The following is a 19,209-nucleotide window of genomic DNA, read 5'->3' on the forward strand; positions in this document are numbered from 1 at the left end:
TGTTGAGGATGCGGGCGGCTTCGGATTCGCTGATCGCCTGCGGCTTGCCGCTGCTGCCGAGAAAGCCGGTGACCTTGGGCTGGTTCTTGACCAGATGGTAGACATCGTCGGTCATTTCCAGCTTGGCCAGCACATAGCCGGGGAAGAATTTCCGCTCCGACTGGATTTTCTTGCCGCGCTTGACTTCGGTGATCGTTTCGGTCGGAACTTCGATATCCTCGACCAGTTCGGTCAGACCAAGCCGCTTGGCGTCCGCCTCAATGGCTTCCTTGACCTTGTGTTCAAAGCCCGAATAAGCGTGAATGATGTACCAGCGTGCCATGCGAATAACCTAAAAAATCTGAGTGGGGCGTTTATGCAAGGCTGAGGAGCCAGGCTACAATCCCGTTAAAAATCGAATCAACGCCCAGAAAAAACAAGCCCAGGATGGTGGTCATGATCAGCACGAGGATCGCCGTACGGACGGTCTCGGGCCATGTTGGCCAGACGACCTTGTTCGTCTCGGCCTTGACCTGATTCATGAATTCGCCTGGATTGACTTTTGCCATGCTTGATTCCCTAAACTTTCTCGCCGGTTTTAACATAAACTCCGGGTGTCAGCCATTTGACTGTGTCCGGATATATGCATGGTTTCGGAAAGAACCAGCCCTTTAGACGCAGATTCCCGGATTCGCAAGAAAAAGAGTGTGAAGGATGCGCGCTGACCCTGCCTCCATATCGCGCGGAACCAATTGCGCAAAAATTCCGGAGGTCAGAGTTTGCCGGCCAATAATTGCCTGCTCGGGTGCATGCCATCGACATAGCCCATGAACGGCGGGTGGATATTATAGCCGAGCAGCTCTTGCACCCGCTTAGGATATTGCGCCACTTTTTCCCGCGAGACAGCCAGCAATTGCTGTTCCAGCGGCCGGCACCAGCCCTTGCAAAATTGCGGCGTGACGATCAGACGCGGGGCGTCGGACCGGTTGGCGCCGCCGCGGTGCCATAAGGTGCCTTTGGCGATCATCAGCGAGCCGGCTGGCATGACGGCCTTGATCATATCGGGATGGTCATCGTTGCTGCCGTCCTTTTTGTCCGTGACGCCGGTCTGGAAATCGGAGCCGCGATTGGCTCCCTCTGGTTGCTGGTCACCCCATTTGTGGCTGCCGGGGATGATCTCGGTGGCGCCATTGTCTTCGGTGGTGTCGCTGATCGACCAGAAGGTCGACAGACTTAAGGGGTCGCGCGGGCGCGCCAGACCGCAATGGCTGTCGTCGAAATGCCAGGGCTGGGCCGTTTCGCCAGGCAGCAGGTTGATCGCTAGGCAGGCGTAGAGCAGGCAGCTCTCGCCGAGTTCCCGTTCGGCAAAGGCGAGCTGTAGCGGGTGGGCGATCAGGTCGGCGAACACCGGATCCTTTTCGAGCATGCCATAGATGCGGTTGGACTGGGCACCTTCAAAATTGTTGCGTCCGCGCCGGTCGGCTTGGAGCCAGGGCCTGAGCGCGGCGCGCTGCTGTTCGAGCTGTCCGGCGGTCAGCACGTCCGGGAAAATCACATAGCCTTCGTCCTGATACTGGTCCCAGGCGTCGGCAAGGCTGCGGCCATGCAACCAGGGGCTGAGATCAGCCTGCGCCATCTCCATCCTGCTTTCCATATTCATGCATCTGCTCCCTGATTCGTTATGCACGGCATAGCTAGATAACATTTGAATTGAATTCAATTCAAATGTTATCTAGGGGGACGAACGATGGTGAATGATGAAGGGAAGCGGGCGATGGCCGTGCAGGACAGGACGAGCGAGCGCACCGACCGCAAACTGCTTCGCGCCGCGAAAATTCTGGCGGCTGCGGAGGCAATATTGCGCGAGGGGGATGGCGCGCTCGAAATGAGTCAGGTTGCCGGCAAAGCGGGTGTATCGGTCGGCCTGGCCTATCATTATTTCGGGTCCAAGGCGGGGATGCTTGGCGCCATTATCGATGCCTTTTATGACCGCTATAATCATGTGACGAACCAGTATATCGATCCCGATATTCCCTGGCGTATCCGCGAGCGGCAGCGGCTAATGGCTGCGGTCGAGTTTCTTTACAATGACCCGATGGCTCCCGTGATTCTGGGCAAGATGGCCCGCACCAGCCAGGTCGCAGCCGTCGAGTCCGCGCGTCACGAGGAAATGATCGAGATGGCGATTCGCAATATCGCCTCCGGGATCAGGCGCGGGGATATTGGTGATCATATCGACCCGGCGATTGCCGGTGCGGCCATAACCGGCGCCATCCGTGGCGGCATCATGCACGCCATGGCCATGCAGCCCCGGCCGGATCCGGCCAAGCTTACGCATCAGATTTGGGGGATGATCGCTGGTGCGCTCGATATCGAGCGATAGCCGTCAATAGCGTTCAATCAGATCCCATTTGGTGCCAAACGGATCGACCCATTTCACAACCATGCCATAGGTTTCTTCGCGCGGCTCTTCGAGAAACAGGATGCCGGCGCGCTGCATGATCGCGTAATCGGTTTCGAAATCATAGGTTTCGAGGAACAGCAACACCCGGTCACCGGCCTGCTCGCCGATCACTTCTTCCTGCGCCTCATTCGCCGCTTTCGCAAGAAGCAGGCGGGTTTCAGTGCTGCCGGGAGGAGCAACCAGCACCCAGCGCTTGTCGTCCGACAAGGGCGTGTCCTCAATCAGTTCAAAACCCATCAGGCCGACATAAAATTCTATCGCCGGATCATAATCGGGAACGATCAGCGTGATGGCGGAAATGAACTGGGGCATGATGATTTCGGTGCATGAAAAGGAAAATGGCAGGAGTGCACGGACTCGAACCGTGGGCCCTCGGTTTTGGAGACCGATGCTCTACCAACTGAGCTACACTCCTGCACAGGCCGTTTCACCCTCGCGGAACAGCCAGTTCGCGGGCATTAGCGTCCTGAGACGCATTCGGCAAGCGTGATTGTTCTCCGGATGGATGAATCGTACCGCGCCTCTATGCCTGCGATCGAGGGATGACCGGATAGCGGGAGACTGCGGCCCGGGCTTCGTTCAACGGCCATGCGGCTGCTATCCAATTATGGACTTTTCCGCGAAGGCCAGCCCCTGCTATGCTTCCGGCCGACAAGGAGAGGAGACCGATCATGACGGATGCAGCGAAACCCGTTCCGGAGAAGCCGGAACCGCTTAAAGTTTTGCGGATTTTCAGGGGAAAGGATGCGCCCAGCCTCGATGATGCGGGGCATATGGCTTATGTCGACGACGACCCGGTGATCCTGGCCGGGGCTGCAAAGCTGGGTGAAGCCGGTATCGGCGATGGCGCGGTATTAAAATGCCTGTTCAGCGGCTTCGGCTTTTCGCTTCACTATGTCTGGTTCAAGCCCGGCTATCCCTTGCCTTTGCACAGCCACGACAGCGATTGCCTCTATTATCTGATCAGCGGCGATATCAAAATGGGCACGGCAGAGATGGCCGCAGGCGACGGCTTTTTTCTGCCCGCCGGCACGCCCTATACCTACACGGTCGGGGACGACGGAGTCGAGCTGCTCGAATTCCGAACGCAGGAGGATTTCGACATCCGGTTCAAGGGCAAGACCGAAGCCTATTGGGAAAAAATGCTTGAAAAGCTGCGCGCAGAGCAACCGAAATGGAAGGAGGCGGTGCCGCCCGTGAGGGCTTAACGCACCGCCTGAATCCGGTTATTCCGCCGCTTGCAATTGCGGCGCAAAGATCTCTTGCAGCTCCGCGTCGTCGGCGTTGGTCAAACGTTCGACCCACTGGTGGAAGGCCTGACCACCCCCTTCGTTGCGGCCGAAATAGACTTTATCGATCAGACCGGATTGCAACGCTTCGTGCTGCCGTTTTCCGGTTTTATAGTCTTCCTCGGCGACGACGGTTTCCAAGAAATCAAACTGCTCGCGCGCGCCCTGGCGGACGGCGTCAGTGGTCGGTTCGTGTTCCATGACGTAGAATTGCGTCGTGTAGCTCTCGCCGACCGTCTCGCCGGGGAATAGCTGCGAAATCATCGCGCCACGTCCGCCGCCGCCGTAGAAGCTGGCGATCGAGATATGCGGGAAGATCGTCCATACGCCCTGCAACAGCGCATCGATCGGCCAGTCTTTCTCATCTATCTCGGTGAGATCAATCTTCTCGTCACTCCCCGTCTTCTGGACAAATTTCGAGGGCGAGGACAGCCGCTGGTGGGGGCCCCATGAGAAATAATTGGCGCGGTTGAAAAAGTCTGCGCCGAACGTGTTCTTGTGCAACACCGGCAGATGATAGAAATCGAGATAACCGTCATAGGCGGTCTTCCAGTTCGGTCCCGGAATCGTGCGCTGGTCAAACAGGTACCAGCTGTCGAAGCCGAAATGCTGGAGCACATTGTCATAGCCGCAAAGATAGGATTCGATGTCGAGCGTGCTGTTTGGATCCAGCGTCGCCCAGATCAGGCCGGCCCGTTCCAGCGTCGGGAATTTCGGCAGGCACAACGCCGCCTTGTCGACTGTGCCGTAATCTTTTGGCGAGGCGATGGCGAGCAGCTCGCCATCATTCTTGAAGGTCCAGCCGTGATAGCCGCAGGTGAAGCGCGTTGCCTTGCCGCTGCCTTCGGCCACCGGGTTCCCGCGATGGGTGCAGCTGTTGAGGAACGCCTGGGCGGTGCCGTCCTTCTGGCGGGTGATCAGCACCGGAATGCCGGCCATCTCCATCGCCTTGTAGCAGCCCGGTTCGGGCAGTTCGCAAGACGGGGCCATCATCAGCGGTAGCCGCTTGAAGATCAGGTTCTTTTCGCGTTCAAAGCGTTCTTCATCGGTATAGTCGGATGCGGGTATGGCCACCACGTCATCGACCAGTTCCATTGTTTCTGCCTTGCCATGCTCAACCAGTGAGCGGGTCATTTCCAACAATTCTTGCCGCGACATTTTTTTCTCCTAAAATTTGGCGGGAGAATATCATATCCGAGAGATGCAGAAACTATTCTTTCTGCGGAGGGCTGCGCACCGGCAAGATTTCGGGGTCGGGCTCGCTGCGGGTCCAAATCCAGGTGCCCGTGATCAGCGCTGCCGCAATCGGAATGAGATTCCACGGCAACGCAACGAAAGCAAGGGCAAGGCCGCAGCTGACAGCGAAGGCGATCGTTGATGCCCATTTGCCGCGCCGGGAGATCGCACGGCGTTCCCGCCAGTTCCGGATATGGCCGCCGAACACGCGATGCTCGACCAGCCACGACTCGAGTCGCGGCGAACTGTTGGCAAAGCAGAAGGCAGCGAGAATCATGAATGGCACGGTCGGCAGCAGCGGCAAGAGGACGCCGATACCGCCAAGCGCCAGCGACATCAGTCCGGCTGCGAGATAGAGTTGTCGTTTCATGGCTGCCCTGTAGCACGGATCGAAGCGAACGCCGATAGATTCAGCAACGCCTGGTCCGGCAACGAGCGTCGCGCTGTCAGGCCGGTTGGGTGGCTTTCGCTTCATCTGACGACGGGGAATATCGCAGCAAGCAGTAGCCCAGCACGCCTGAGATCAGGGATCCGCTGATAACCCCGAGCTTGACCGTTTCAATCTGGTCGGGGTCAACGAAGGCTAGGTTGCCGATGAACAGGCTCATGGTGAAGCCGATCCCGGTGAGGCAAGCAAGACCATAAAGCTGCAGCCAGCTGACCCCGGCCGGGCGTTTGACCAGGCCGATTTTGGTCGCCAAAAACATGAAGCCGAACACGCCCAATTGTTTGCCGATCACGAGGCCAGCGGCGATGCCGAGGGCCAGCGGCGCCAGCAAATCGGCAATCTGCAGCCCGTCCAGGGAGACACCGGCATTGGCGAAAGCGAATATCGGCAGCACCAGAAAGGCGGTCCAGGGGTGCAGGAAATGCTCCAGATGTTTGAGCGGAGAGCTGCCATCTTTTGCGTTCAGCGGGATCGCAAGCGCAGCAATGACGCCGGCGAGCGTGGCATGAACACCGGATTTCAGGACACAGATCCAGAGAAATATGCCGACCAGAATATAGGGCGCTGTGCGGACGACTCCCATTCGGTTCATCGCAAACAGCAGCACCGTTCCCGCGCCTGCCAGCAGCAGCGAGAAGCCGGATACTTCTGCGGTGTAAAACAGAGCAATGATGATGATCGCACCGATATCATCGATAATCGCGATCGCCAGCAGCAGAATCTTCAGGGAAACCGGTGCGTGCTTGCCGAGCAATGCCAATACCCCGAGTGCGAAGGCAATGTCGGTTGCTGCCGGAATCGCCCAGCCATTGATATTTTCGGCAGTATTCCAGTTGAAATAGACAAAGACGGCCGCTGGCAGAGCCATGCCGCCCACGGCGGCAATGGCTGGCAGCGAGGCTTGCTCGAGGCTGGAAAGCTGTCCTTCGAGCAGCTCGCGTTTCACTTCCAGTCCGACCAGAAAGAAGAAGATCGCCATCAGGCCATCGTTGATCCACAAGGACAGGGGTTTGGCGATCTCCAGACCGCCAAATTGCACCGCGACCGGGATATCCAGAAAGGCGAGATAATAAGGATTGAGGGCGCTGTTGACGGCGATCATTGCCGCCACTGCCGCGCAGAACAAGACGATCCCGGCGCTCGTTTCCTGGGCTATGAATTCTTGCAGGGCATTGCCCATCTTTTTTACCATTGGGGCTTGTCCAGATTAAAAAAATCGGGGCGGCTGGCGATTGAGGGTGTGCCGCCGCCCCAGGGTTTGGGGGATGGGTTAGCAGAATTATCCAGTTTTTCCAGACCGGCTATATTGTCCTCCGCGCTGGATTTTGCGGATCCGGTCGGCCAGGTTGCGCTGTAATTGCTTCAGTTCGCGCAGCTGTTCGCTATTTTCCTGACCATCTGTGATCCGCTTGGATGGTTTTTGATCCTCCCGGACTGAGCTGTTGGTATGTGGTTCCACGACGTTATTCTCTTTCTCTCATCCGTCAGCATCAATAGCGTTGATATGACTCACATCAGATGATAATTCCAATCGAATGAAATCGTTATAATCGATAGAATGTTTCTATAGTCTGGAACCACCGCCATGCCTACGTTACGCCAATTCGAATATCTGGTTGCCGTCGCCGATCACCGCCATTTCGGCAAGGCCGCGCAGGCCGCCGCCGCCTCGCAGCCGACGCTGAGCCATCAATTGCGGACGCTTGAACAAAGACTGGGTGTCACTCTGGTGGAGCGGCGGACGCATGGCGCGGAACTGACGCCCGTCGGCCGGGAGATTGCAGATCGGGCGCGGCACGTCCTGGTACAGGTCAAGGATATTCGCGATCTCGCCGAGCGGGCCAGTGACAGTCTGGCGGGCATTCTGCGCTTCGGTGTTTCGCCGACGCTGGGCCCCTATCTGATGCCGCCAGTGATCGGCGCGCTGCACCGCACCCGTCCGGACCTGCGGTTCTACATGCGGGAAGGGATACCCGATCTGCAGGCGATGGAATTGACCAAGGGCTCCATCGACATGTTGTTGGGGCCTTTGCCAATCGAGGGTGAAAATCTGCATATCGAGCCGCTGTTTCGGGAACCGCTGATCCTGGTGGCACCGCCCGATCATCCGCTGGCGGCCCGGGAGCATCTGACTCTGGATGATCTCGCCGGCTTGCCGGTGTTAAGCCTCGACCGGCGGCATCACCTGCATCGGGACGTTGTCCGTCAGTGCCAGCAGCATGACATGAACCTGTTGCGCGACTATGAGGGGACAAGCCTCGACAGCGTCAGGCAGATGGTGGCTTCCGGACTGGGGCTAGCGATTTTGCCGCAACTCTACGTCCGTTCCGAACTGGCCCGCGGCGGCGATGTCGCGCTGCTCAACGTCGAAGGTTGGGCAGTGACCCGCAGCATCGGCGCGGCCTGGCGCACCAATGCCGGCTTTGCGAGTGAATATCTGGCGATTGCAGAGAAAATTGCCGACGAAGCCCGCGTCTTGATGGCCGACTAGGGAGCGACAGTCTGTGTTGATTTCCGTTTGGGCGAACAGGGCCGATCGGGTTATCGCTGGGTCATGACCATCGATCTCGACTTGCTCATGAAAGCTTATGCATCGGGTATCTTCCCGATGGCTGATGCGCGCGATGACCCCGAGACCTTCTGGGTCGAACCCAAGGCCCGGGCGGTCATTCCTCTCGATAATTTCCGGCTGTCCCGGTCGCTTCGCAAAACAATCCGATCAGACCGCTTTCGCGTAACGGCTGACACAGCGTTCGCCGATGTCATCGCGATCTGTGCCACGAAGGCAAGCGATCGCCGCGAAACATGGATAAACGCCGATATTGAGGAGGCGTTTAACCAACTGCACAAGCGCGGCCATGCGCACAGCGTGGAATGCTGGTTATCGGACGAGGAGACCGGAAGGGACATTCTGGTTGGCGGGCTATACGGTCTGGCTATTGGCGGCGCCTTTTGCGGCGAGAGCATGTTCTCGCGCGTCAGCGATGCTTCGAAAGTCGCCTTGGCCTGGCTGGTGGCACGATTAAAAGTCGGTGGATTTGCGTTGCTCGATTGTCAGTTCATGACCGACCATCTGGCATCTTTGGGGGCGATAGAGATCAGCCAGGCGGCCTATCTTGCAGAGTTGCAAAAGGTAAAAGACTATGCGCCGTTGTCGGTGTCCGCGATCAGGTCGCCGATCAGATCCTCGGGCGCGTTGTCGGGGGCTGGTTTTGGCCTGGCTGCGGGTGCCGGTGGCGCAGGCGATGGTGGCGCAGGCGATGGTGCGGATTCGGGGGCCGGTTCCGTTTCATTTGGCGCACTTGATGCGCTGTTGGCGAGATTGGACGAAGATGTTCGCGGAGCAGTAGGGTCAGTGGAATCTTCGGGAGGATCTTCCTCTCCCGGAAAGCTCATCGCGCAGCTTTTGACCCAAACATCATAGATCGGATGTTCCACGACATTCAGCGACGGTGACTCGCGAAACAGCCAGCCGGAAAAAACGCGCTTCCACTGATCTTCGCCGGATCGCTCGGACGGGCGTTCGTTGACCAGTAGCTGGACGAAGGCGCCCTGTTCCGGGGTCAATTCCCAGGGGGCGGTTCTTTCGCAGGCGCGCAAGCGCACAAGGGCGCGTCCGATCCGGACAGACTGGCCCGGGCGCAGTTCAAGATCACGCGTCAGTCCGTTGCGTTTGTTTAGAAAACCGAGCGTGGCGACGCGTTCCGCCATCGGTGTTCCGATCTGCTCGGTTGCGGGGGTAACGAGGTCGTCGTCGGTCGCAGCAACTTTGCCCTTTTCGGCAGCCTGACCGGTTGCGTTCTCATCGATAGTATCGCTGCTGAACCAGCTACAGCCGGAGAGCAGAAGCATAGGCGCCAGAATTGAAGGTACAATGGCTTGGCGTTTCATGCCTGTCATTCCGCTTCGGCGGGGTTCCAGGCTTCATAGTCGCCAGTCGCTGCGGCGCGATGACCGCCTTGTTCCAAGGCTCCGGCCGGGCGATAGGCGCGCGCGGTGCCGGTCAGGTTGACGCTTGGTTCTTTTTCCCAAATTCGCGGCTGTGGCAGATAGCTTTCGGGGATATCATCATAGCTGTGATGCAGCCACCCATGCCATTCGGGTGGCACACGGCTGGCGTCATTAGCACCATTGTAAATTACCCAGCGTCGGCCGGCCGGATGACCGGTGCCGGCTTTCTTTGCCTCGAAATATAGATTGCCAAACACATCCTCGCCGACGCGCTTGCCGTTGCGGGCGCTAAACAGGGATGTCCCGATTGTCGCGCCGTTCCACCAAGTGAATATTTTTGCCAATATGCTCATCGCGTTCGCTTAGCCCCGCAGCCATGCGCTTCGCAATGAAAAAATGTCAAATCGCAGGGATGTTGGCGGTTGCAAAGTTCATTGCTGCCAAGTGACGGTATCGCCGGGCGCAATCGACAGCTCGGCCGCTCGGCCACCGGCAATTTCAAGCACCGTGGCAACCGGTTCGTTCGAGCTGACCGGAGCGAGCGAATAGGGTGTGGTATTTGCTGCAATCGATTCGATCGTTCCATCCCGGCGAATGAAGATGATATCGAGCGGAATGACGGTATTCTTCATCCAGAAACTTGCGACTCGATCCTCTCGAAACGGGAATATCATCCCCTTGTCGGGAGCCAGTTGCTTGCGGAACATCAGTCCTTGGGCTTGCTGGGCGCTGCTGGCGGCCACCTCGACAATGAAATCTCGCCGTCCGTCTTCGGTGCGAATACTAAGCGCAGCCTGGTCAAGGCCAGCTTCGGATGGAGGCAAATCGCGTTGAACAGACGCCGCCGCAGTGTCGCTCGACTGGACATGGCAGGCGGACAGTCCGGTTGCACACAGCAAGGTGAGGAAAAGCGTCACCGCTTTCGATATTTTCATCATCAGGTTCGTTTCTTGTTCAGGCTCGTCGGGGAAGATCGACTTGCACGGCCATATGGCCACGATTTCCGTCTCTTATGCGGGCCATCAAGGTTTGGCCTGGCACAATTTCATCGATGCAGGCATCGCGCAGCGTCTCCATATGCAGGAAAATATCGCCGTCGAAGTCGTCGCACACCAGAAATCCGTAGCCTTTTGCGCGATTAAACCATTTGACCTCAGCATGGATGAAAGTGGAATCGTCATCGACAATATGCATGGCCTGACGCGTGCCTGAAGTCGCGGAGGGGTTGCTTGCCGACGCGCATTCTGAAAGATCAATGTCGAGAATCTTTGTCGCCTGCAGACCTTTTGGTGCGGAAGCATATTCGCAGGTGACCAAAGCCATCTCAGGCAATTCGCGCCTGCCGTGTGGTTCCAGAAGGCTCCAGTGGACCAATATATCTGATTGTGGCAGCGAGCCATCATCGTCCCCGTCGCCATTTTCTGGAACAATATTTTCTGGCACAATGAAGCCGAAGCCGCGATGACTGTCGAACCATTTGACGCGGCCTGTGGCCTGGCGCAACTCATGCTGATGCGACGAATCAGGTTCTTCGCTGGCATGAGGCGCGTGACTATCCGCAGGGCCGGGTTCCGCAAATAAGCTAGCCACGATGTATCTCCGAACAAAACTAAGGCAAATCAAAAGTCTAACAGATTTCGAATCGCTTGGCGGCATATATCACAATATTATTAAACTGGCGATTCATGACGTCAAAAGATGCAAACTAGTGCAACATAGCAATCTACTTGTTGCGTCTAGAACTAGTCTTCGAAGGTTATTTGCTCACCAGGTTTTGCGAAGACAAAGCGCGAGGCCAAGTCAAAATCATGGCCGGCTCTAAGAAAGGCCTGTAACTGTTTGCGGCACTTGTCAGGGTCCTGCTCGCCCTCGGCATAAGGACCAATTTTGCGCTTGCGAGCGAATTTTTCGGCGGCCACCCATTTGTTTTCTTCGCTGATCTGAAACGCTCGGCGTCCGTCCGCCTCGCTGATACCGGCCTGATAAAGCGCATGCGACACGCGGCGCGTTCCATAGCCGCGGCGGACAAGTGCGGACGCCTTGTTCTGCGCGTATAAAGCGTCATCGATATAGCCCTGCGCGACGAAACGCTCGATCAGCTGTTCTACCGCCGGAGGATCTTCATCCTGCCATTGTCTTTCCCGGATTCTGCGGTGCAGATAATCAGCCAGTTTTTTCCGGCTCGTTGCATATCGCTCGACATAGCGTATAGCGAGCTGATGCAAGCTCTTCTGATCTAACGTTTTAACGCTGTTTTTCAACGGCTTGGCTTTCAAGTGTCGCGGTTGCCCTTTTTGTGCCACAGTCGGGTCGAAATTTAAACGCCAGAGGTTATCAAGGACCTTGTTAAATGCGGGTAATCGGAGTGTCGAAAAGACAATCTGCTCCATTTATCACGCGACAGAGATTGATTTTAGGAAGGCTGGACCTTCCGGAAATGGATATTGGATGACCGATTTGACACCAACCCCGACCTCGGATGAACTGCCGCGCCGTTTTTCCGACTTTGATACTCTGGGCGATGCACTGGACTATGCGGCCAGAGGGAAAAAGGGCTTTAATTTTCACGATGCCCGTGCATCGCTGGTACGCGTCTATCCCTTCAGCGAATTGCGGGAGGACGCTTTGGCGTCAGCCAAGCGACTGATCGCGGCTGGCATTAAGCCCGGTGATCGGGTGGCATTGATTGCCGATACCGAGCCGCAATTTTGCGCGCTGTTTTTTGGCGCCGTCTATGCCGGCGCGCTGCCGGTTCCGCTGCCGTTGCCGACCTCTTTCGGTGGCAAGGAGAGCTATATCGACCAGATCGGCGTGCAACTGGACAGCTGTGATCCGGCGATATTGCTGTTCCCGGACGAGATAGCGGATCTGGCAGGCGCTGCCGGTCAGTCTCGCTCCATTCCCGTTTTTGGATGGGATGCCTTCTCCCAGAAGGATGTCCCAGACGCTCAATTGCCGACGGCGAGCAGCAGCGATATTGCCTATCTGCAATATTCCAGTGGTTCGACGCGGTTCCCGCACGGCGTTGCCGTCTCGCACAAGGCCCTGTTGCACAACCTTGGCTCGCATGCCCACGGGATGCTGATTAGCGACAGTGATCGCTGTATTTCATGGCTGCCTTTCTATCATGATATGGGCCTGGTCGGCTGTTTCCTGTCGATGGTCGCCAACCAGGTCTCGACCGACTATCTCAAAACCGCAGATTTCGCGCGGAGACCATTATCCTGGCTCGACCTGATCACCCGCAATCCCGGTACGTCTTGCAGCTTTTCCCCGACCTTCGGATACGAGATTTGTGCGCGCCGCATCGGTAGCCAGTCCAACGTGCAGGAACGGTTCGACCTTTCCCGCTGGCGGCTGGCCGGCAACGGCGCGGACATGATCCGGCCGGATGTGATGCAGCGGTTCACCGATGCCTTTGCGCCGGCAGGATTTGACGCCAAGGCCTTTTTGCCAAGCTATGGTCTGGCAGAAGCAACGCTGGCCGTGACCTTGATGCCCTCAGGCGAAGGCATGGAAGTCGAGCTGGTCGAAGAAACCGAGCTTTCCGGAGAGAAAAAGAGCGACGGTAGTCGTCCGAAACGCTTCCGGGCTATTGTCAACTGCGGCAAGCCGGTGCGCGATACGCAGCTGGAAATCCGCGAAGAAAACGGCGCGGTGCTGGCCGAAAAATCGGTCGGCAAAGTTTGGATGAAGGGGCCGGCGGTGATGGAATGCTATTATCGCGATCAGGAGGCAACCGATGCCTGCCTCGTCGATGGCTGGCTGGATACCGGCGATATGGGGTATCTTTCGAACGGCTATCTCTACATTGTCGGTCGCGCCAAGGACATGATCATCATCAACGGCAAAAATCACTGGCCGCAGGATATCGAATGGGCAGTGGAACAATTGCCAGGATTTAAGGCTGGCGATATTGCGGCCTTCGCCATTACCACGCCGGGCGGCGAAGAGACGCCAGCCGTGCTTGTGCAATGCCGGACCTCCGATGAGACCGAGCGTTTGCGGCTATGGAACGAGATCAGGGAGAAGGTTAGGGCGATTACCGGAATGAACTGTGTGATCGAGTTGGTACCACCGCGCACCTTGCCGCGCACCAGTTCCGGGAAACTGAGCCGTGCCAAGGCCCGCAATCTATATCTTTCCGGTGATATTCAGCCCTATGCGGTGGCTGCCTGATCCGGGCTGACGCCGTTGTCCGGAGATTGCCAATAGATTTTGAGGCCGGTGCTTACCTTTCGCTAAGACTTTGAGCGTAAGGAAAGGCGGTGTTAAAAAATCTCGCCCAATCCGGTTTGCCGCGCATCATCCCGCTAAGCGTTCTGCTTGGCCTTTCCGATCCTGCCGGGATTGATTGGGGCAGAATTCGTGCGCTGCAGTTCAATGGCAACAGCCAGCACGGCCTGTTGAAGATCGTGGCGGCAATCGTTTGCGGTCTGCTGGTCCTTCAACTGGGCATCGGCAAAATCAATATTGCCTTTCTCGGCGCGTGGCTCGCGAGCTTGATCGCGATATACACATATTCTGAGATGACCTATCGCAAAATGGCGGCGTTGCGGCGAAAAACGATCGATCGCTCCGACATGACGGTGATCTATGCTATTTCTGCGATAGGCGGATCGCTGTGGGGCGCGGGATTTTTGCTGTTCGCTTTCAACACGACCGCCATCGAGATGATCCCGGTATGGGCGACGATCGTTTGCCTGATGGTGGGCTCCGCGATGCTTCTGTCGACCGTGCCGCTCAGCAGCATAATGTTCATCGCTTCGGCGAGTGTCGCTTGTATTTTTGGCTGGCTGTATGTCGGCAGCCCTCATCTGGCGCTGGCGTCGATCGCGATCGCCGTGCTGTTGATTTCCGGCTGCCTGATGACCGGGCGGTCCTTCATTGAAAGACGCGTTGCCGAAGCCAATCTGACCGAAAAAAGCGAAGTGGTCAGCCTATTGCTCAAGGAATTTGAGGACACCGGTGCCGACTGGCTTTGGCAGACCGATACGTCGCGTCGTGTTACGCATGTGTCGCCGCGCTTTGCCCATGCGGTCGGCAAGTCGGCGGAAGAGATCGAAGGCAAGCCGTTCCTGCAACTGGTTGCCGGCCAGTCCTGGGACACTGGCCAATTTTCACCGGCGTTGCACGAACTGGCTGAAAAGTTGAAACGACGGGACAGCTTCAGCAACATGCTGGTACCCGTCCAGATTAACGGTGAAAATCGCTGGTGGGAATTGTCGGCGTCTCCGAAACTGGATGACCATGGCGTGTTTCACGGCTTCCGCGGCGTCGGATCGGATATTACGGAGCAGCGCGAATCCGCCGACAAGATCTCGCATCTGGCACGGTTTGATACGCTGACGCGCCTGCCAAACCGGATGCAGCTGACAGATGCCGTACGGAAAGCCATGCAAACCGCCGAGCAATGGAACGGGCGTTGTGGCTTCATGATGATCGATCTGGACCGGTTCAAGGCGGTGAACGACACGCTGGGCCATCCTGTGGGAGATCGGTTGCTGGAGCGCGTAGCTGATCGTTTGCGATCTATCATGACCGACAACGAGCTCTGTGGTCGCCTTGGCGGTGATGAATTTGCTGTTGTGGTGAAAGAAACAAGCGATACCGAATATATGGAATCGCTGGCCCAAAAGATTATTGAAACCCTGTCCCGGCCTTATGCTGTCGACCAGCATACGCTATATATAGGTGCCAGCGTCGGCACCGCGATCGGGCCACGTGACGGGCGTACAGTCGAAATGCTGATGCGCAGTGCCGATTTGGCGCTTTATCGGTCGAAAGATCAGGGCGGCGGCGCGTTTACGCATTACCAACCCCAGCTTCATGTCCAGGCAGAAGAGCGGCGGGTGATGGAAATAGCCTTGCGCAAGGCGCTGGAAAAGGACGAGCTGTCGTTAAACTATCAGCCCGTAGTCAGCGCTGACACCGGCGGTGTCGTGGGTTTTGAAGCGTTGTTGCGCTGGACTAGCCCGCAATTTGGGACGGTTTCGCCCGCAAAATTCGTGCCGCTGGCGGAAGAGGCCCGCCTCATCGTGCCGATTGGCGAATGGGTCATGCGGACAGCGTGCAAGCAGGCAATGGAGTGGCCGGAGACAGTCAAACTCGCGGTTAATGTGTCTGCGGATCAGTTGACCGAAGTCAATTTCCTTGCGATGGTTGTCTCCGCTCTGGAAGAGAGCGGGCTTCCTCCCAGCCGCCTTGAGATCGAGGTTACCGAGAGCATTTTTCTGCGCGAAGGCACCGGTGCTGCGGAGGTCCTTAATCAGGTCATCGCGATGGGCGTCAATCTGTCGCTTGATGATTTCGGCACTGGCTATTCGTCGTTCGGCTATTTGCGCAAGACCCGTTTCTCGACCATCAAGGTTGACCGCAGCTTTGTGAAGGGAGCCGCTAAAAATGCCCCGGAAAGCCTTGCCATTATCCGTGCGGTGGTTGCGATGGCCGATTCTCTGGGCATGAGCACGACCGCTGAGGGTGCTGAGACCGAAGAAGAAGTGGAAATGATCCGCAAGCTGGGTTGCCGCAAAATTCAGGGTTATTATTTCGGTCGTCCGATGGCCGCCGAAGACGCCAGAAATTTGTTCGAGGTATTTGATAGCGAGCTGCTTGAATATAACAAAAGATCAGCATAGGCGCACGCGCGCGGTCTATTTTTTGGCGAGACGCTTTTCGATCCCGCGCCAGATCCGGGCATAGGCTTGCGCGGCCGGGCTGCGAGGCGCGAAGCTGCCGACCGGTTTTCGCAATTTGGTCATCTGTTCGATGGCGCTCGACATGGGAATGACCGGCCATTTTGGCCGTCGGGCCAGCCCCTGTTTGTGGATCGACCGGCGTTGGTCGACCATCGTATAGACCGGCAACAACGGTGCGTGCTTTTTGCCGCTGCTATCGAGAAAGGTCTGGACGTCGGTCAGCGCACGCTCCGAAAGTGGCGATGGGATGACCGGAAAAATTACAATATCCGCATTGCGCAGGATTTGTTCGCTGGTCTCCGTCAGGCCCGGCGGGCAATCCAGAATGATCCGGTCATAGTCCCGACCGATGTTCTTGAGCAATTTTCCAAGATACCGCTTCTTGCTGATCTGAAAGAATAGCCGGTCGAGCCCGCGCAGGGAGACGTCGGCTGCCAGAAGATCCAGATTTTCTATTTCACTACGCCGGATCAATTTTTCCGGCTTTACGGTGCCGGCGACCATCGCGCGCGCGCGATCCCGTTCCCGATGATTACCCCGGAGGATGAAAGACGCAGCGCCTTGCGGGTCGAGGTCCCAGAGCAGTGTCCGCCGGGAACTGCCGACCGCACTATTCCAGGCCAGATTTACGGCCGAGCAGCTTTTGCCAACGCCGCCCTTCATACTGTAAACCGCAATTACTGACATTATTTGTCCTCGTCCCTGGTGCTCGAAATCAGCCGAAAACGGGCTCAGTCAGAGAAGTTCGTGCACAAGCTCCTGCGGACGGCACAGTTTGACCCCCTTGTCGGTCTCAACCAAAGGCCGTTCGATCAGGATCGGTTCTCGCACCATCGCATCCAGAATCTCGTCGGCGGATGCATTTTCCTTTGTCAGGCCCAACTCTTCAGCCGGCGAACCGCGTACCCGTAGGCCTTCCTGTGGGGTCATTCCAGCATCGTCGAAAAGCTGTTCCAGCTTGGCACGGCTTGGGGGGTTTTTCAGATATTCAACTACGGTGAGGTCGACGTCTGGCGTTTCTTCCAGAATTGCCAGAGTCTTGCGGGATGTTCCGCATTTCGGATTGTGCCAGATGGTCGCTTTCATGATATTTTCCCGTTTCGTCCTAAAGGCTCCATAAACACCAGTTGGCGGCAGGGTTCAAAGAAAAATCCGGTGCAATTGACGTTAATATCGGCGAATTTGGCGGGTGGGCGCAGAAAAACGCCATGCCGGGGTCCGCTCGTAGCGAAAGGTCAGGCGCGCGCTCATTCCGCCGCTATTCTTTAGGCGTGAGTGCCGGTACCGCCTTGGCCGCATCTTCCGGATCGATACCGGGCGGCGGTGCTGCGCTGAGTACGGCTTCACCCCGAGCGACCCGTCCGGCGCGCTGGATCGCCTCGCGGATCCGCGGATAGGTGCCGCAGCGGCAGATATTGGTGATCGCTTCGTCAATTGCCGCTTTTGACGGATTGGAATTTTTCTTTAGCAAAACAGCCGCGGCCATGATCATGCCCGACTGACAGAAACCACATTGTGGCACATTTTCTGCCGCCCATGCTTGCTGCACGGGATGGCTGCGATCGCGCGACAGAGCCTCGATCGTGGTGACAAAACGCCCTTCCAGCTCACCGATGGTGACCAGGCAGGACCGGATCGCCTCGCCATCGACCTCGACCATGCAGGCGCCGCAGTCGCCGGTACCGCAGCCATATTTCGTGCCGGTCAGATTGGATGCATCGCGCAGCGCCCAGAGCAGCGGCGTGTCCGGGTCCATCCGGTACCAGACCGGGCGGTCATTGACGGTGAATTTGGTCATCTGATTTAACTCGTCATCCTGAACCTGTTTCAGGATCTTGAGAGCGGTTTATGCAATAAGGGGTGCTGAAACAAGTTCAGCATGACGAAGATAGCGACTATTCCCGCCAGCTTTTATCTTCGCGATCCACCAGCCGCACCATCGCTTCAAATTCAGGCACACCCTGCTGCATCGGATCGATGGAGGCTTGCGACAGATTCTCCAGATGTTTCTTGATCACTTGCTCGCCGATCATCACGGGCTTGCCCATCGACAGCGTCTGCATCTGGATTTCGCACGCGCGTTGCAAGACCCAGTGGTTGAGGAAGGCTTCTTCCAATGTTCGGCCCATCACGACCGGCCCATGGTTTTCGAGCATCATCATCCGTTTCTTGCCAAGGCTCGCCAGGAAGCGCGGGCCTTCGTCCTCGTGCACCGTGATGCCTTCAAACTTGTGATAGGCGAGGCGCGGGACGACCGCTGCGGCATAGAAATTGACCGGCTGGAGGCCGCCTTCAACGGAGGATACGGCCATCGTTGCCGTGGTATGGGTGTGGATGATCGCATGGACATCCGGCAGTTCGCGGTGGAACAGGCTATGCTGGGTGAAACCGGCCTTGTTGACCGGGTAGGTCGAGCCGTCGAGCGTATTGCCATCGATGTCAATCTTGACCAGCGTCGAGGCAGTCACTTCGCTGAAATGCAGGCCATAGGGATTGATCAGGAAGGCATCATCTTCGCCGGGTACTTTCAGCGTAATATGATTGAAAATCAGCTCGTCCCAGCCAAGATAGGCGAAAATGCGGTAGCAGGCGGCGAGCTTCTGGCGCGCCTTCCACTCTTCTTCGCTGCAGCTGGACTGGACATTGATCGCGGTGGCCATTTTTCTCTCCTCGAATCGGCATCTTTCGCCTTTGGTGGATATTCTATAGCAAAGCGTCAGAAACAGGAATGCAAAGCACCTGTCATTCGCGCAATAAATCGTGTAAAAGCTTGCCTAGGTGCCGAGAAATTGATAGGCGGCGCGAGATTGAAGCAGATTGATTCTGCTGCAAACCCTTTTTTATGGCTTTTACACCAATTCAGGCCAGAAGAAATTGCTTCTGGTCCGCTACGAAATTTGAACGGAGTTACTCAGTCTTATGCAAATCATGGTTCGCGATAATAATGTTGATCAGGCGCTGCGCGCGCTCAAGAAAAAATTGCAGCGTGAAGGCGTTTATCGCGAAATGAAGCTTCGCCGCCATTATGAAAAGCCATCTGAAAAGCGTGCTCGTGAAAAGGCTGCTGCCGTTCGCCGCGCCCGCAAGATGGACCGCAAGCGCATGGAACGCGACGGCCTTATCTAAAGAGCCCTGATTTTAACG

The 19,209-nt window shown here is 57.0% G+C and carries 22 protein-coding genes, 1 tRNA gene and 1 pseudogene; 7 read left to right on the forward strand and 17 right to left on the reverse strand.

Translation table 11 applies throughout. The annotated features are described in order from the left end of the window. From ACN0WW_RS00005 to ACN0WW_RS00015, 3 genes are all read right to left on the reverse strand, one after another. On the reverse strand, positions 1-322 hold a 322-nt coding region (locus ACN0WW_RS00005; protein ID WP_417608097.1), incomplete at its 3' end, for a transcription termination/antitermination NusG family protein. A gap of 31 nt (positions 323-353) precedes the next feature. After that, positions 354-548, reverse strand: coding sequence for a preprotein translocase subunit SecE (gene secE / locus ACN0WW_RS00010; RefSeq protein WP_417608099.1), 195 nt, complete (start codon positions 546-548; stop codon positions 354-356). Between the two features lie 203 nt (positions 549-751). Next, positions 752-1,639, reverse strand: coding sequence for a phytanoyl-CoA dioxygenase family protein (locus ACN0WW_RS00015; protein ID WP_417608101.1), 888 nt, complete (start codon positions 1,637-1,639; stop codon positions 752-754). Positions 1,640-1,726: 87 nt separating this feature from the next. On the opposite strand from ACN0WW_RS00015, the gene ACN0WW_RS00020 reads away from it, so the two are divergent. Next, positions 1,727-2,362, forward strand: coding sequence for a TetR/AcrR family transcriptional regulator (locus ACN0WW_RS00020; protein ID WP_417608103.1), 636 nt, complete (start codon positions 1,727-1,729; stop codon positions 2,360-2,362). Between the two features lie 3 nt (positions 2,363-2,365). Here the strand turns inward: ACN0WW_RS00020 and ACN0WW_RS00025 are convergent, their stop codons facing one another. After that, positions 2,366-2,755 carry a VOC family protein gene (locus ACN0WW_RS00025; protein WP_417608105.1) on the reverse strand — a complete coding sequence of 130 codons (390 nt, stop codon included), beginning with the start codon at positions 2,753-2,755 and terminating at the stop codon, positions 2,366-2,368. Positions 2,756-2,782: 27 nt separating this feature from the next. Further along, positions 2,783-2,858, reverse strand: a tRNA-Trp gene (locus ACN0WW_RS00030). A gap of 256 nt (positions 2,859-3,114) precedes the next feature. Between ACN0WW_RS00030 and ACN0WW_RS00035 the strand changes: the two genes are divergently transcribed. Continuing rightward, positions 3,115-3,651 (forward strand): cupin domain-containing protein, encoded by a 537-nt coding sequence (locus ACN0WW_RS00035; protein ID WP_417608107.1) that lies wholly within the window; start codon positions 3,115-3,117, stop codon positions 3,649-3,651. Positions 3,652-3,669: 18 nt separating this feature from the next. Here ACN0WW_RS00035 and ACN0WW_RS00040 read toward each other — a convergent pair whose 3' ends face one another. The 3 genes from ACN0WW_RS00040 to nhaA form a co-directional block, all read right to left on the reverse strand. Beyond that, positions 3,670-4,890 (reverse strand): aromatic ring-hydroxylating oxygenase subunit alpha, encoded by a 1,221-nt coding sequence (locus ACN0WW_RS00040; protein ID WP_417608109.1) that lies wholly within the window; start codon positions 4,888-4,890, stop codon positions 3,670-3,672. Between the two features lie 52 nt (positions 4,891-4,942). Beyond that, positions 4,943-5,338, reverse strand: coding sequence for a YbaN family protein (locus ACN0WW_RS00045; RefSeq protein WP_417608111.1), 396 nt, complete (start codon positions 5,336-5,338; stop codon positions 4,943-4,945). A 76-nt stretch (positions 5,339-5,414) separates the two neighbouring features. Beyond that, positions 5,415-6,608, reverse strand: coding sequence for a Na+/H+ antiporter NhaA (nhaA, locus tag ACN0WW_RS00050; RefSeq protein WP_417608113.1), 1,194 nt, complete (start codon positions 6,606-6,608; stop codon positions 5,415-5,417). A gap of 393 nt (positions 6,609-7,001) precedes the next feature. Between nhaA and ACN0WW_RS00055 the strand changes: the two genes are divergently transcribed. Together ACN0WW_RS00055 and aat are read left to right on the forward strand one after the other, a co-directional pair. After that, entirely contained in the window at positions 7,002-7,907 is a 906-nt protein-coding gene (locus ACN0WW_RS00055) for a hydrogen peroxide-inducible genes activator (RefSeq protein WP_417608115.1), read from the forward strand. 63 nt (positions 7,908-7,970) lie between these two features. Further along, positions 7,971-8,840: a leucyl/phenylalanyl-tRNA--protein transferase gene (gene aat / locus ACN0WW_RS00060; RefSeq protein WP_417608117.1), complete on the forward strand. Its 870-nt coding sequence runs from the start codon at positions 7,971-7,973 to the stop codon at positions 8,838-8,840. 35 nt (positions 8,841-8,875) lie between these two features. Here the strand turns inward: aat and ACN0WW_RS00065 are convergent. The 5 genes and pseudogenes from ACN0WW_RS00065 to ACN0WW_RS00085 all read right to left on the reverse strand — a co-directional run. After that, positions 8,876-9,316 (reverse strand): annotated as a pseudogene (locus ACN0WW_RS00065) (DUF2155 domain-containing protein); the annotation flags it as partial. After that, the gene (locus tag ACN0WW_RS00070) at positions 9,313-9,720 is read right to left on the reverse strand and encodes an NADH:ubiquinone oxidoreductase subunit NDUFA12 (protein ID WP_417608119.1); all 408 of its coding nucleotides are present in this window, start codon (positions 9,718-9,720) and stop codon (positions 9,313-9,315) included. The pseudogene ACN0WW_RS00065 and the gene ACN0WW_RS00070, both read right to left, overlap by 4 nt. A 78-nt stretch (positions 9,721-9,798) precedes the next feature. Further along, a complete protein-coding gene (locus ACN0WW_RS00075; RefSeq protein ID WP_417608121.1) occupies positions 9,799-10,305 on the reverse strand; it encodes a DUF192 domain-containing protein in 507 nt (168 codons plus the stop codon). A 16-nt stretch (positions 10,306-10,321) separates the two neighbouring features. Beyond that, positions 10,322-11,023: a cold shock domain-containing protein gene (locus tag ACN0WW_RS00080; RefSeq protein ID WP_417608123.1), complete on the reverse strand. Its 702-nt coding sequence runs from the start codon at positions 11,021-11,023 to the stop codon at positions 10,322-10,324. Between the two features lie 86 nt (positions 11,024-11,109). Then, on the reverse strand, positions 11,110-11,757 hold the full coding sequence (locus tag ACN0WW_RS00085; RefSeq protein WP_417608125.1) for a regulatory protein RecX: 648 nt from the start codon (positions 11,755-11,757) through the stop codon (positions 11,110-11,112). A gap of 58 nt (positions 11,758-11,815) precedes the next feature. On the opposite strand from ACN0WW_RS00085, the gene ACN0WW_RS00090 reads away from it, so the two are divergent. After that, positions 11,816-13,546 (forward strand): fatty acyl-AMP ligase, encoded by a 1,731-nt coding sequence (locus ACN0WW_RS00090; protein WP_417608126.1) that lies wholly within the window; start codon positions 11,816-11,818, stop codon positions 13,544-13,546. A gap of 89 nt (positions 13,547-13,635) precedes the next feature. After that, positions 13,636-16,005, forward strand: a complete 2,370-nt coding sequence (locus ACN0WW_RS00095; protein WP_417608128.1) for a putative bifunctional diguanylate cyclase/phosphodiesterase — start codon at positions 13,636-13,638, stop codon at positions 16,003-16,005. Between the two features lie 15 nt (positions 16,006-16,020). On the opposite strand, the gene ACN0WW_RS00100 is transcribed toward ACN0WW_RS00095, so the two are convergent. The 4 genes from ACN0WW_RS00100 to ACN0WW_RS00115 all read right to left on the reverse strand — a co-directional run bounded on the left by ACN0WW_RS00100 (position 16,021) and on the right by ACN0WW_RS00115 (position 18,725). Next, complete coding sequence (locus tag ACN0WW_RS00100; protein WP_417608130.1) at positions 16,021-16,752, reverse strand: ParA family protein; 732 nt, start codon at positions 16,750-16,752, stop codon at positions 16,021-16,023. Between the two features lie 48 nt (positions 16,753-16,800). Further along, positions 16,801-17,151, reverse strand: coding sequence for an arsenate reductase (glutaredoxin) (gene arsC, locus ACN0WW_RS00105; RefSeq protein ID WP_417608133.1), 351 nt, complete (start codon positions 17,149-17,151; stop codon positions 16,801-16,803). Between the two features lie 172 nt (positions 17,152-17,323). Continuing rightward, complete coding sequence (locus tag ACN0WW_RS00110) at positions 17,324-17,863, reverse strand: (2Fe-2S)-binding protein (RefSeq protein ID WP_417608135.1); 540 nt, start codon at positions 17,861-17,863, stop codon at positions 17,324-17,326. 97 nt (positions 17,864-17,960) lie between these two features. After that, positions 17,961-18,725 carry a class II aldolase/adducin family protein gene (locus ACN0WW_RS00115; RefSeq protein ID WP_417608137.1) on the reverse strand — a complete coding sequence of 255 codons (765 nt, stop codon included), beginning with the start codon at positions 18,723-18,725 and terminating at the stop codon, positions 17,961-17,963. A gap of 259 nt (positions 18,726-18,984) precedes the next feature. Here ACN0WW_RS00115 and rpsU point away from each other — a divergent pair, with 259 nt between their 5' ends. Beyond that, positions 18,985-19,191, forward strand: coding sequence for a 30S ribosomal protein S21 (gene rpsU, locus ACN0WW_RS00120; protein ID WP_067197663.1), 207 nt, complete (start codon positions 18,985-18,987; stop codon positions 19,189-19,191). The last annotated feature ends 18 nt before the right edge of the window (positions 19,192-19,209 follow it).

This window comes from Parasphingorhabdus sp., from assembly GCF_048269865.1.
Taxonomy (GTDB): domain Bacteria; phylum Pseudomonadota; class Alphaproteobacteria; order Sphingomonadales; family Sphingomonadaceae; genus Parasphingorhabdus.